Below are 13,921 nucleotides of genomic sequence, written 5' to 3' on the forward strand. Positions count from 1 at the left end.
AAGGGGTGACAAGAATTTAAATATTTTTTAACAAAAATATAATAAGAGGGAGAAATTCTGGATTTAGGCGTTTTAGAAGCATTTTCATACCGCGTTGTTTTTGAGTTTTCACGGTATTAATGCTAATTTGAAGTTCTTTGGTGATCTCAAGATTTGACAGGCCTTCGAGGTATCCCAATCGAAAGACCTGTTGGCAGGAGGCAGGCATTTGTTCAATAATTTTATAGATTTCCTGAATGAGCTCACTGTGGATCATATTCAATTCAAGCGCAGTATTGTCTTCTTCTGTAAAGCCAACAACAGTCCAATATTTTTGACGCACCTTTTCGTGGCGTATGTGATTGTAGCAGGCGAAGCGCACAGAACTGTAGAGATAGTTTTTGATCGCAATCTCATTATCGCTAACTTGATTCGTATTTTTAAAATAGGCGATAAAAGCATCTTGCACCAGATCCTCTGCGACCGTAAGATCACCTAATATCTTCCACGCAAAATGACAGAGCCCGTTATAGTGTGTTTTGAATAATACTTCTTCCTTCTGCATAGTTAGATCACTTCCTTTTCCAGCTATTGTGTTCTTTAGATGGATATTTTAGGACATATATGTACATCTCATGAGGATGCTTAATAATTGTGCTATAAAAATGGCTAATATTTTTTATTATTTGCAAGAAAAATATTTCAAAAGGAATATTTTTCCATTTTTTCCGCGGGATCATGCAGTTAATATTTATTATAAAACGAAAGATAAACCACATCGAGGAGATCAAAAACAAAATATTGGAAGAAAACTAGGTATTAATGAAAATAACAATTCTTTTTTAGAATGAATTGTCACAAAAATATGAGAAAAATTCCGCGCAACATTTATTTAAACAAAAAGCTGAATTATAATTATACCTCAGGGCGCATTTGTTTCCGCACTTTTCGTTATCGCTTCATCCCTGACCGTAATCCTTTGGTTGGACTACAGGGTTACTTACAGAGCCGACGTGTTCACTTGTCAGGCTCATCCAGTTGCTTAGCAGCTGTATTGGTTCTCTTCCACTATCGCATGTGTTACTTGAGATATATAACAGTTTCCTGATGCCGTCTATCGGGACACTTTGGCTATCCATGTGAATCCTTCTTCCTTGGAAGCAATTGCTTAAGTCAAGAAACTAATGGCATTAGCCGAGTATGCGAAACGATGGAACAATACTGTGTTTCTTCCACAGTATATAAGGTTTACTTCGTTCGCCGAAGCGAACCATTCGCCACTAACTGTGTCTATTTGGTGGAATATGTAGTTTGCATCTTCTGCTGATCGGTCTCTGTCGAATATGAACTTGTTTGCTTGAAGCCTTTCCGTTTTCACTTGCTCTATCCATCGGAATTTTTCCACGATCGAGGGATTTACATCCCAGCGCCAAGTATTTACCTTGATAGGCTACGTGTTTGCTTCGGCTGCTTACTGGTTTACAACAAGGGAGGAAGTGTTTGCGTCCCGGCAAATTAATTATGGATAATCTATGCAAAAGGGGGGCTCAAAATTATTGCGAGCCCCCCTTTTTTACCTCCATCCAATTTTATGGAGAAATAAATACAAACTAATTATTCAATGGATCATCAATATCTTTCAAGAACAGCTTAAAAGAATTAGTAGGACTCGTTACATCCGTCAAGGTAATAGCAGTCGGAGTTAACGAACCATCTGCAGACGTAATTTTAAACGTCGTTTGATCAAACGGTGCGCTAAGATAATTTATTCCACCGCTCCAATAGGCAAGTGGAAAATTACCCAAAACATATCCTTCCAGCTCAATATAAACCTCGTCTTCGGTGTCTTCAACAGGTTCGATAAAATGGCTAACACCTCCAAATACAGCACCATTTTGCAGGTTAAAAATCAGCCCATAAACGCCCGATGTCCCACCAATATATGCGTTGTTGACAATAATATTATTCTTGGCTAACATTCCTTTACCTACTGTCCAATAGAGTTTACCAAACGCTCCTGTATTGTTAAAAGACATAGACCACAGATTATTTTTAAACCAAAAGTTAAGCGGTGTAGAAGGTAGTATTTTAAAGGTCTTTCCTTCATCCGTATAATAACCATTTGGATAACCGCTCGTTGGTTCAACGTAGTTCAGAAAGTCAAAAGATGTCCCCGCTAAAGTGTATTTCTGATAGAATTCCAGGCCTTTTGGAACCACTCGAAATGCCATACCTACAGCCAGTTCATCGGTTGGATTATGAAACACTCGAAATTTCGCATCATATCCCAATCTTACAGTTTTATTTCCTGATGTTTCAAGTTTATAAACCATAAATTGTTTAAACTTATCCGCAGCCTCTTGGTAGGTTGTAGATAACCTTTCAAATTCCCCTTCTTTCAGAGGTAACATGACCAAATGGCTACCGCTTTTCTTTCCCTTTAAGACGACTGAATCTGCTGTTGCTTTAAGCACAATAAACTCAAAATCACCACGCATACCGCTATCATCGGCACCGATGCCGCCATTGTCCATACCAGGTTCTGAAAACCAATGTATTTGCTTATTATATCCGTTAAAGGTTAAGACAGGACCCGATTCCGGAGAAATGGAATAGGAACTGGTTTCAGATCCAGTAAAAGGATCTGAAGCTAGGGTAACTTCCGCATTCGATATAAATTTGCTAAATATGGTATAACCACCAAATTCCTGATTATTGCTGGGATAAAACTTCATCATCCATCCCGCTTTATTTGCCTGCAAAACAGTATATGCTTGTTGCACAGCTTCGGTCATCCTAACCGTGGCATTGGTATCAAATATTCTATCATCGTCCCGCTTACATGAAGTAACCATTAAAAACGGAAGTAAGATTAAGATTACTAAATATTTTAATTTCATAATTCCTTATTTTAAAGATGTTTGATCAAAATTGGGTAGATCCGCTTGTCTGGCTAAAATTTCATCACGCAACTCATCCAAATTAATGTTCCAGGTTTTTTGGAAGTAAGTCCGTACAATATCAAGTTTAGCCTCAATCAAAGCTTTCCCTTCTGCCCCGCCACTACTTATGCGTTGGTTCCATTGTGCCGGTGACAACGTAATGTAATAGGAATAAGTTTCTACAAAATCTTCGTTAGGCTCTGAGGCAGCGTATGGTGAAACAAACCCCATTGCGGCTGCGTCCGCATCAGATTCATAGAGATCGTTCCATGAATCTGACACGTAGCGCGCTCCAGTAATCTGTTCAAAAGAAGCGGGGTAACCTTTGGTTTGATGTAAAATATGACCAAATTCATGATGCATGGTGTGAAAATAATAATAATTGAGAAAGGCCACATCCTTACCTGTTTGCGCATTCAATTCATTCAACAGGTAAAGGGTAATCTTAACACCACCTTCAGCCGTACCAAGTACAAATGTCCCATTATTCCTGTAAGCTGCTGATCCTATATAGTTTAGCACCTTTGGAAAATATTTCTGGATAAATTCCTTACTTCCCGTGATTTTATCATAGGGCTCAATACCGAGATGGTATAATAATTTCGTCATTCTGACGGAACTCTCATAACTTGCCGGACTTAGATTATAATTCAAATCCGACTCCTTTTCAACAAATTTATACAGTATCGCAATATTATAGTCCTTGGTATATTTTTGATCTATATAACTGTCTAATTCGTTTCTTTCAACTTTTTGATCATTAAATATACTTTCGGGATTCAGTTTCTCCTCGGAGCAAGAAAATAAAAGCACCGAAGAACACAACAACACAGTAATCTTATTTAATATTTTCATAATTATCTTGGATTAGGGGTATAACCAGCTGCAATAACTTCAGAAGGGATCTGTAGCGCAGCCCTTTTGTCTCTTGCGATTAATTTTGTTTCCGTCTCCACAGTAGCTATATTACCAGCGGAATTCAATACACGTCTTTCTACTTCAATACCATAGCGTTTAACATCAAACCAACGCATTCCCATGTGCAGAGTTTCTACCCGACGTAAGAACAACAGCGCATGAAGCATATTTTCTTGTGTACCGGCTTCAAATGGTATCATCTTGGGGTCTAGTTTTTTCTTTGCTGTCGGTGCTTTTGCAGAAGAATAATCTATTCCATTTGCCCAAGTGTCTACAGTCGCTACGGTAAACGTCGCTGGTGGTCTGGCCAACGCATTGTCTACCCAACGCTTCATATCCACAATTGCTTCATCATAACGTTTCAAATGAATAAGTGCTTCAGCTCTTACCAGCATCGTCTCTTCTGTTGTAAATGGGGCATAAACTCCGCGAGGAGTACCGATTCCAGCCACAGGATCCACATATTCGAACATATAGGAAACGCGAGGAAATAAAACCTTATCTAAATTTGTTCCACCATACACAAAAGCGCGTAATACATAACCAGTAGACCCCAGTTGTCCATAAGGACCTTTGGCCAATGCTGTTTCCGTTTCACCCAACAATGCGCCATGGGAATACCTAGATCCATACGTATAAGGACCAAATATTACACCGTGTTGCGTAGCCGCAGTAGCTATCATCAAATTAGCTTTTTCATCGCTTCTATTGTAAGATATTGCTCCGTTTGGAAACCCTCTAGTACCAACAGCATCCGCTGCAATCCTGGCATAATTTCGTTGCAAGCTGGTCGGATTAACCCCTATTGCTGCATTTGCAAAGCTGATTGCTTTCTCCCAATCCTGCATATATAAGGCAACTCGCGCTCTCAAGGCATTGGCAGCCCTGGAGTTCATATGGTATTTGGGCGTGGCGCCAAACGTGGAGTCATCAATCAACGGGATCGCTTCATCCAGATCCGATACGATATGATTATATACTTCTTGGACAGTATTACGCTCGTACTTCGGATCGAGATCTACTTCTACCGAAGTAATATAGGTGACGCCCATATCTGTTGCCGCATTCGCTTTTGAATAATGCTGCGCAAACAAATTAATAAGTATAAAATGATTATAAGCTCTTGTAGCCAAGGCCTCCCCACGTTGAGGATTCAAGCTTACTGGATTTCCCATCTCTTCAATAGACTTCAATGCGGCATTTGCACTTGCTATTGCCTTGTAACAAGCTTCCCAAACCTCTTTAGGCCCCTCGTCTTGGTTGTCAGTAACGTCCTTCCAACGAAATAGCTCCTGGATGTAACGCTCGCTATTTGGGTTTGTAGGCCCATAGTCATCGATATTATCCGATGATAGTTCTGCGCTGACGAGATAGGCCACTTCTGGATAAGCCGAAACCAGCAATTTATCTATTTTAGCTTCATTGTCAAGTTTTGCACGATTATCTGGCATCTCATCCAAAAACTTATTACAGGACGATAGACTCATTCCACAAATCAATGCAATTGCTATATATATTTTTTTATTCCTTTTCATTTCAATTACAATATTAAATTTCGGTTAAAGACCTAAGCGTAAAGTCAAGGTGTATTGTCTCGCAATTGGCGCTGCGACACCCCCTGCATTGACAAACTCCGGATCTTGTCCATTCAGCTTTTTATCTGCATAGATCAAGAATAAATTGGTTGCATTAAAACGCAAACCCAAAGAGTTTATCTTCCATGCACTGATAAGATCCTTCGGAAATTCGTAGTTCAGCGAAACATCTTTCATACGGATAAAGTCACCTTTTGCAGTACGTACCGATGAGTAATTATAGGCGCTATAGGCATATTTCAAATCATTGCCATAGGCTCTATTTTGTCCCGTTGTCGCAATAGTAGGTATATTGGTGAGGGCTTCATCCCCTCCCACCATCCAGCGGTCCGCAAACTCCTTCGTCGACGCCGTCAAATCTGAATACTCATTAGAGAATACTGGATTAAGGCGTACAACATTACCAAAGGAATAGGTGATAAATACATTTAAACCAAAGTTCTTATAGTTAAACATATTCCCGAAACCACCCGTATGAATAGGATCTGACGATCCTTCATACTTGAGGAAGGAAATTTTATCCCGTTCTTGAAAGTTTATACTGGTAACGGTTTCTTGATTATTGGTATTTAAAAAGACCGGCAAGCCCTCATCGTTCAAACGTACAAATGGAATCGAATAAAGTCCTCGTACTGGACCACCTTCGAGCGCAAAGCCTGTTCCCGTGATTAGATCCATCACTTGACTTCGTGTATTTAACTTAGTCACCTTAGTTTTTACAAAAGAATAAGTAAAATTCGAAGTCCATTTAAAAGCTTGATCTCTCAGGATATGGCCTGTCAAGGCCAGCTCAGCCCCGTGTGATTTCATATCCGCTACGTTTCCGTACTTAAAAATCTGTCCACCTACTCCTTGCGTATTGATAACACCAATCAAGTCAAAATTATTCCGCTTAAACCAGTCAAATTCGAGATTAATCCGATTATCTAAAAATCCCATAGATGTTCCGATATTCAGCTCATGTTTCTTCTCATAAGTTAACCCGTTGTTAGCTAAATCAGCTATCTCTAAGCCAGACTCGGCATCATCTGCTGTAGGCCGCCAAGGGGTGTATGAACGATAGATCGCATAGGAATTTGTGACGTTTGACGGTCCACGGTCACCCGTTAAGCTATAAGAACCTTTTAACGTAAAATGGGAAAAAGTTGGTCTTAGTTTTTCAAAAAACTCTTCTTCATGGGCATTCCATGCACCAGAAAGATTCCAGCTAGGCATCCATCTTGCAGAAGTCGCTTCGCCCAATTTATTAGCGCCTTCATATCGAAACGTACCATTCAATATATATTTTCCTGCATAAGAATAGGTCGCATTTGTAAAAAAAGCAGCTTGTTTATAGCGGGTATTTGTTGGATCATTATTCTTATTCCGGTTGACGGAGAAATAAGGTGAATTTTCTTCCTGACCGCGTTTAAATACTTTGTAATCTGTAAAAGGGCTTTCCCCTAGATCGTATTGGATTCCCCACCCTCTAAACCAGCTATTATTCCGTTGGGATGAGGTGAGCTCTGAACCAGCAAATACATTAAGAATATGATCCTGATTAAAGGTTTTATTGTATTGTGCCGTAAAACGGAACAACTGCTCAAACATCGTGTAATCGGTCCGATTATAAATCCCGCCCTCAGGTAATACGGAAACAGGTCTAGCATAGGGGTCATCCGGGTCTGTATATAAAAATGGGTTTTTATCCCGTATGGTCGGGTTCTCCGGTTCTGAAATCCCAGCACGGTAGGCCATCGCTTGATTTGAACGATCTTTGATGTAATGGTGCTGAGCAGTCGATTGATAACGGACTGATCCGAAAGCACCCAATTCTAATTCTGGGATAACTTTCCATTTTAGATCGCCCTGAAAGCGCAAATCAGCAACTTCGATGTCCATGTAGTTATTCTCTAACTCATGTAGAATATTAAAGGCAGCATAATTACGGGTATAAAATGTATTGGGATCCAAGGTCCGCGACGAATTCATGGCATAAGCATAGGGGTTAATATCAAAGTCACGCTTTACTTGACCGAAAACCACGTCTTTTGATTGACCTAGCGTACCCGGAGCTTGTTGCTTACGATAAGATCCATTAGTAATAATATTCAGCTTCAACCGATCGGAAATATTATAGTTCGCATTCAAATTCCCCGTGTAGCGATTTACCTTACTCCGCTTCGTCCATCCTGGATCTACAAGGCCACTAATGGAAGAATAGTATTGTGATTTTTCTGTTCCAGATGACATACTGACTGAATGGTTATGCTGTAGGCTCGGCTGAAACAGCTCGCCAAACCAATCTGTATTACGATACTCCGCTTCCCTTAAGAAACTATTGACATGATGTCTATCGGTGAACAGATCATTTGGAATCTCGCTTAATTGAATACGCTTATATAAATCTCCGTACACCCCACTATTACTGGCGACCGGCAAATCAGCAAATCCAATATAGCCTTTATTGTACATATCGTCATATACGGACATTTGCTCTTGCGAATTCATAATATTGAATTCAGAATACCGAGGCGTAGCGCGTGTGGTGTATTCACCGGTATAATTAAGGGAACTACGGCCCGCTTTACCTTTTTTTGTCGTAATAACAATAACACCAGCCATGGCACGAGCACCATAAATGGACGTTGCCGAACCATCCTTTAAAATTTGAAAGGATTCAATATCCTGTGCGTTCAGGCCGGCGACAGCAGAACTAATTAGGGTTAATGCATCCCCAGATGAAAGCTCATCTGAATTTACATCTGCTACGTCCTCAATAATGACACCGTCAACAACCCACAAAGGCTTTGAACTACCAAAAATAGACGTTGCCCCGCGCACGCGAATCTTGGGTGCCGTACCGAAGGTTCCGGTAACGTTCTGAACCGAAACCCCAGCGACTCGTCCCTCCAAGCCACGACTGGGATCTATCTGTCCGCCGATTTGCGCTGCTTCACCTGAAATCTGTGAAGTAGCACCGGTAAATAACCTTTTATCTAGACGTTGCCCCATACCGGTTACAACAACTTCTTCAATCTGCCGCTCATCTGACGACAATATTATATTGACTATATTTCTTCCTTTAACACCTACTTCAACTGCTCCATAGCCGACATAGCGGACTACCAGCGTTGCATCTGCTCCAGCGTTTATTCTAAAACTTCCATCACTAGCAGTCTGCGTAGTAATAGCGGATCCTTTGACAGTCACTGTTGCCCCGGCCAGCGCATTTCCATCTTTATCTTTTACTGTACCAGAAACTCCTTGCTGCACAATATTACTTGACCTACTACCTTCCGTTTTCCCATTGACAGAAATCGTATTGGCAATAATCTTATACTCAATATTATTATTTTTCAAAACGGCGTTTAATGCATCTGCAACGGAAGCATCTTTCAGATTGACATTGATCCTCGCTTTGGAATCAATATTTTCCCCATAAAATAACTGCAGATTGGACTGCTTGGAGATCGCATTCAGTGCTTCTTCAATCCGTGCATTTTTCATTTTCAACGTAACTTTCTGCGCAATGCCATTGGCTTGAACTCCGGTCACAAAGGCGAAAAGAAGGCAGGTACTAATTTTCATAATACGTAAAGGTTTGCTAAACCGTGGGTCATGAGGTATCAGTCGCCACGTTTTGCCAAATGGTAAGTTATTCATACATTTACTCTTTGTGGTTAATTGGGTTTACTTAATTCGCTTTTTAAATTTTTAGGCCTTTTTTAATCATTTCTGGACAGGGATGCTGCAACATTCCTGTTCTATTTTTATGTAAAGGCACTTAGGTTAGGTATTATTTCTCTTACATAAGTACTCCTCCTATTTGTTTTCTACTATTAATTCTTTTCCTTGAAGCTCAAATTTCAGATCACAGACGTAGGTCAGCATTTCCAATACCTCTGACAGCTTAACATCACGCTTAAAATTACCTGTATACACTTTATCTAATGCCACATCTTTCTTAAATTTCACTTGGATATCGTACCATTTAGACAGTGTAGAGGTTATCTCAACAATGGTTTCTTTCTTAAAATAAAACTGATTATTATGCCAAGATAGGTCGTGCTCCAAATCGGCTTTTCCTTTCCGAAGCTGTTCTCCTACGAGATTCGCGTATTCTCCCGGCTCCAGGACAATCACATGTCCAGAATGACTTACTTGAACTCTGCCCGAAGATAATGTGGTACGAACATTATGACCGTAGGCATTGATATTAAAATGTGTTCCCAGTACTTTTACTTCATTCCCCTTGGACTCGACATAAAATGGTCGCTCAGCATCATGTGAAACCTCAAAATAGGCTTCACCATCCAAAATTACCCGGCGCTCATGCTTATCGAATTTTTCAGGAAATTTAAGTTGCGAATTTGCGTTGACCCAAACTTGGGTACCATCCTCCAGATTTAATTTATAGAAATGCCCTTTAGGAACGACTAATGTATTGTATGCAATTGCCGATTCTGTGAGTGGCGCTGCTACAGCAGCAGTCCCGCTTTTAGTCTCGGCCATAATAACTTTTGGGTCTAAGTTTCTTACCGAACTTTCCAATGGCACTACTGACCCATCTGCCAGCAGCAGTAAAGCTCCGGGCTGGGCGGGCAGAATATCCTTTTTTACGGTTGTATTGGTCACTACTTTGCTCGGATCACTGACCTCCCGATCACGCAGGTAAACTAGCACCGCCCCAAACAGCAAAACAAAAATAGCTGCAATACGGATAAATGGCCAATAATTTATCTTTTTAACAGATCTAACAGCACCTACTCTTCGCCAAGCCTCTCCTTCGTCAAGATCTGCAAAAAAATTCAGGTCCTGCTCAATATTTTTTGCATCCCGAAATTCCTTAATTAGATCGTCATTCCTTTGATCAGATTTCCGCCAGTGCTCAATTGAATCGCGTTCCGCAGCAGTTTCCTGTCCACGAAGAAATTTCTGGATTAATTTGGCTATGTAATTGGAGTTAGCTTTCATATCTATAGGTTAGAAACCCTATAGATTAATATGGGGTGACAAGAATTTAAAATTATTTTAACAAAAAAATAACAAAGGGCAAAAATTCTGGATGTAGCTTGTCCAACAGCATTTTCATACCGCGCTGTTTTTGAGTTTTAACGGTATTCACACTGATCTGAAGCCTTTCGGTAATCTCTAAATTAGACAACCCCTCTAAATATCCCATTTTGAAAATTTGCTGACAGGCAGCCGGCATTTCTTGAATAATGCGATAAACTTCATTGATAACCTCCGTATGGATCATGGATAATTCAACAGAGTGTTCATCCTCTTCCGTAAAACCGACCTGTGACCAGTATTTCTCCTTTACCTTCTCGTGCCGGATATATTTTAAACAGGAAAACCGAACAGCAGTGTATAAATAATTGCGAACAAAATTCTCGGATTCATCCATGCGCTGCTTTTCCTTAAAAAATGCAATAAAAGCTTCCTGCACCAAATCTTCCGCAACGGAAGACTCCCCCACGAATTTCCATGCAAAGTGACACAAACTTTTATAATGCTGTCTAAATAACTTTTCTTCAGGTCCCATAAGATAAAACGGGTATAACAAACAATTGATCAGTCGCGATTAATGGAGATCGACAAACTAGTCTAACGTAAAGATAGAATTTTAATCTAACTTTAACAATTATTAACATGTTTATTACATATATTGCAAATATTACAAAAAAACACTGCACATCGAGAAGATAACATAAATACGATGTTCACCTCCGCGCTTGTTTTTCACCCCTGAATCATTTTTCTTACCAACAAAACAAAACCGCCTTTTTTTGCCTTTATACTAAGCGAAACATCACAAAAATTCCAATTTTTCGCCTTTTTTTATTATATTGTAGACTTTCATAAAAAACCTTCATAGCCAGATAAGTATCAACAGCAATAAAATTTCGAAGGTTCTTATTGAAAAATAAATACTCCAGTAAAAATTAAAACAAAGACTAAATGCTATTTACTGTTCTATCAGGATTAATAACATCGAGCCTTATTGTTCCATTTGGTCGATTCCTAAAAACCAAATGGGGTTTTATTCTCGCATTCTTACCGGTACTCTTATTTCTGTATTTTACAAAATTTGTGGTGCCCATCGGCCAGGGATCTCATTTTATCCAATCCACAGCGTGGGTACCATCGCTAGGCATCAACCTGGATTTTAAATTAGATGGACTTTCGCTACTTTTCACCCTGTTGATTACAGGGATCGGAGCGTGTATATTCTTTTACGCGAATTCCTATCTTAAAGGACATCAGTATATTGATCGATTTTTTGGCTACCTCTGTTTGTTTATGTCCGCCATGTTGGGTCTGGTGCTTTCGGACAACATGCTCTTGCTCTTCATCTTTTGGGAATTAACGTCCATTAGTTCGTTTTTTCTGATCGGCTTCAACAATGATCAGGAGGATTCTAGAAAAAGTGCCATGACTGCACTATCCATTACAGGTCTTGGCGGTTTCTTTCTACTCGCCGGTTTTGTATTAACGGGCAATATCGCTGGCACCTACAATATCACCGAACTTGTCAACAAAGCCACCTTGATTCAACAGCATCCACTTTTCCCGCTTATTTTTGGCTTGGTAGCGCTCGGTGCCATTACAAAATCGGCACAGTTTCCCTTCCATTTTTGGTTGCCGGGGGCTATGAAGGCACCAACACCGGTATCAGCTTATCTTCACTCTGCAACCATGGTGAAAGCGGGGATATATTTGCTTGCCCGCTTCTCGCCAATCTTGGGCGGAAACCCGATCTGGATGTATTCACTTATGATTATCGGTGGTATTACCATGCTCTACGCAGCATTTCACTCGCTTTTCAGAACGGATCTTAAGGGCGTATTGGCCTATTCGACGATATCCGCACTGGGGATCTTGGTTTTCTTACTCGGTCTTGGATCTAAGGAAGCAGTCATCGCGGCCAGTGTCTTCATCCTCGTTCACGCCCTATACAAAGCTGCGCTGTTCCTAATTACGGGTATTATTGACCACGAAACCGGGACAAGAGACCTCACGGTTCTAAGGGGCTTGCGCAAAGTCCTGATGCCTGTTGCCATTGCGGGCTTCCTTGCGGCTCTCTCTAGTGCAGGCGTACCCTTGACCCTTGGATTTATTGGAAAGGACCTGATCTATGAGGCTACTTTACATGCTACCCCTAGTTTATTCCTTTACTTGACAATAGCGGCCGTAGCAACAAACATACTGCTGGTATCAGCTGGATTTATGGCTGGAATCAAACCCTTTATGGGCAAATTACCTGAGCAGTTTGACCATATCCATTTACCTTATAAATCTATGTGGATCCCACCGTTGTTGTTGGCAATACTGGGCGTGATCTTTGGCTGCTTTCCTGGTTTCGTTGGCAACTGGATTGCTGGTCCAACGGCAAACAGTATCCTTGCGCAACAGGAAATATTCCACCTAAAAATATGGCATGGCTTTAACCTCATACTTTTACTGAGTGCCATCACCATCGTGGCCGGAACGCTTGTATTTATTTCCAACACGCCTAGCCACAAGAAACTGGCCTGGATTACTGCTTTTGAAAAAATCTCTCCAGCATCTATTCTCAATGCATTCGCCCGGGAAATTGAATTATTTTCGGCCTTTTTTACCGCAAAGATGCACAACGGTTACCTGCGCTCCTATCTATTGAAGATCATTCTATTCGCAGAGCTACTGATTGGCTATCAGCTCTACCTGGGCGGGCCATTACATATCAAATGGGACACCTTGTCTCCGGTGAGTTTTTATGAGGTGACAACGGTATGTATCTTAGTCGGCGCTATTGTACTGACGATCAGAACTTCATCAAGGTTGACCGCAGTTGTGGCAACCAGTGTCGTGGGCTACGCGATATGTTTGATTTTTGTCTTTTATAGTGCTCCGGACCTGGCGATGACGCAATTTACGATTGACACTTTAACAGTGGTTCTTTTCGTATTGGTATTATTTAAATTACCTTCTTTTCTAAATTTGGCCAACCGTCGGACCGTCATTCGGGACGCAGTGGTCGCCATCATATTTGGCATCTTGCTTTCCATGGTCGCCTTACGTGTCTTGCATGAACCGACAACGACCAATATTAGTGACTTTTATGGCGATTATGCCTATGTACTGGCCAAAGGAAAAAATGTTGTCAATGTACTGCTGGTGGACTTTAGAGGCTTCGATACCATGTTTGAAATCGTTGTGCTGAGTATTGCAGCACTGGGAGTCTACAGTTTATTGAAATTACGTTTAAAATCATCTGATAAAGAGTAATATTTTATGACAAGTTAGCGAAGTAATGATGATTAGGGACTATGGCCATCTATGAGAATCCATCGGTTTGTATCACCAGAATTTCAATACCTAATACTAATATCTAAATACTAGAATAAATGAATAGCACGATATTACAGACCGCAACGCGGTATCTCTTACCGATACTTTTATTATTTTCGGTATTCCTCTTGCTCCGGGGGCATTATTACCCCGGCGGAGGGTTTGTCG

Annotated in this window: 10 protein-coding genes; 3 read left to right on the forward strand and 7 right to left on the reverse strand. The window is 40.6% G+C overall.

Annotated elements, in window-relative coordinates; genetic code table 11:
• Positions 1 to 16: 16 nt before the first annotated feature.
• The gene (locus tag B4G94_RS27245) at positions 17 to 544 is read right to left on the reverse strand and encodes an RNA polymerase sigma factor (protein ID WP_286863248.1); all 528 of its coding nucleotides are present in this window, start codon (positions 542 to 544) and stop codon (positions 17 to 19) included.
• A 100-nt stretch (positions 545 to 644) separates the two neighbouring features.
• Between B4G94_RS27245 and B4G94_RS27250 the strand changes: the two genes are divergently transcribed.
• Positions 645 to 830, forward strand: a complete 186-nt coding sequence (locus B4G94_RS27250; RefSeq protein ID WP_286863250.1) for a hypothetical protein — start codon at positions 645 to 647, stop codon at positions 828 to 830.
• A gap of 759 nt (positions 831 to 1,589) precedes the next feature.
• Here B4G94_RS27250 and B4G94_RS27255 read toward each other — a convergent pair.
• The 6 genes from B4G94_RS27255 to B4G94_RS27280 all read right to left on the reverse strand — a co-directional run bounded on the left by B4G94_RS27255 (position 1,590) and on the right by B4G94_RS27280 (position 10,964).
• Positions 1,590 to 2,879, reverse strand: a complete 1,290-nt coding sequence (locus B4G94_RS27255) for a DUF4302 domain-containing protein (protein WP_286863252.1) — start codon at positions 2,877 to 2,879, stop codon at positions 1,590 to 1,592.
• Positions 2,880 to 2,885: 6 nt separating this feature from the next.
• Entirely contained in the window at positions 2,886 to 3,776 is an 891-nt protein-coding gene (locus B4G94_RS27260) for a zinc-binding metallopeptidase (protein ID WP_286863254.1), read from the reverse strand.
• A gap of 2 nt (positions 3,777 to 3,778) precedes the next feature.
• The gene (locus tag B4G94_RS27265; protein WP_286863257.1) at positions 3,779 to 5,374 is read right to left on the reverse strand and encodes a RagB/SusD family nutrient uptake outer membrane protein; all 1,596 of its coding nucleotides are present in this window, start codon (positions 5,372 to 5,374) and stop codon (positions 3,779 to 3,781) included.
• 24 nt (positions 5,375 to 5,398) lie between these two features.
• The gene (locus B4G94_RS27270) at positions 5,399 to 9,004 is read right to left on the reverse strand and encodes a SusC/RagA family TonB-linked outer membrane protein (RefSeq protein WP_286863259.1); all 3,606 of its coding nucleotides are present in this window, start codon (positions 9,002 to 9,004) and stop codon (positions 5,399 to 5,401) included.
• A 234-nt stretch (positions 9,005 to 9,238) separates the two neighbouring features.
• Positions 9,239 to 10,390, reverse strand: a complete 1,152-nt coding sequence (locus B4G94_RS27275; protein ID WP_286863261.1) for a FecR family protein — start codon at positions 10,388 to 10,390, stop codon at positions 9,239 to 9,241.
• Between the two features lie 52 nt (positions 10,391 to 10,442).
• Positions 10,443 to 10,964, reverse strand: coding sequence for an RNA polymerase sigma-70 factor (locus B4G94_RS27280; RefSeq protein ID WP_108634984.1), 522 nt, complete (start codon positions 10,962 to 10,964; stop codon positions 10,443 to 10,445).
• A 416-nt stretch (positions 10,965 to 11,380) separates the two neighbouring features.
• On the opposite strand from B4G94_RS27280, the gene B4G94_RS27285 reads away from it, so the two are divergent.
• Both B4G94_RS27285 and B4G94_RS27290 read left to right on the forward strand, forming a co-directional pair.
• Complete coding sequence (locus B4G94_RS27285; RefSeq protein ID WP_286863263.1) at positions 11,381 to 13,690, forward strand: putative monovalent cation/H+ antiporter subunit A; 2,310 nt, start codon at positions 11,381 to 11,383, stop codon at positions 13,688 to 13,690.
• A 119-nt stretch (positions 13,691 to 13,809) separates the two neighbouring features.
• Positions 13,810 to 13,921: MnhB domain-containing protein (locus B4G94_RS27290; RefSeq protein WP_286863267.1), on the forward strand; the 112-nt coding region annotated here is incomplete at its 3' end.

The organism is Sphingobacterium sp. UBA7625 (genome assembly GCF_002484085.1).
Classification (GTDB): domain Bacteria; phylum Bacteroidota; class Bacteroidia; order Sphingobacteriales; family Sphingobacteriaceae; genus Sphingobacterium; species Sphingobacterium athyrii.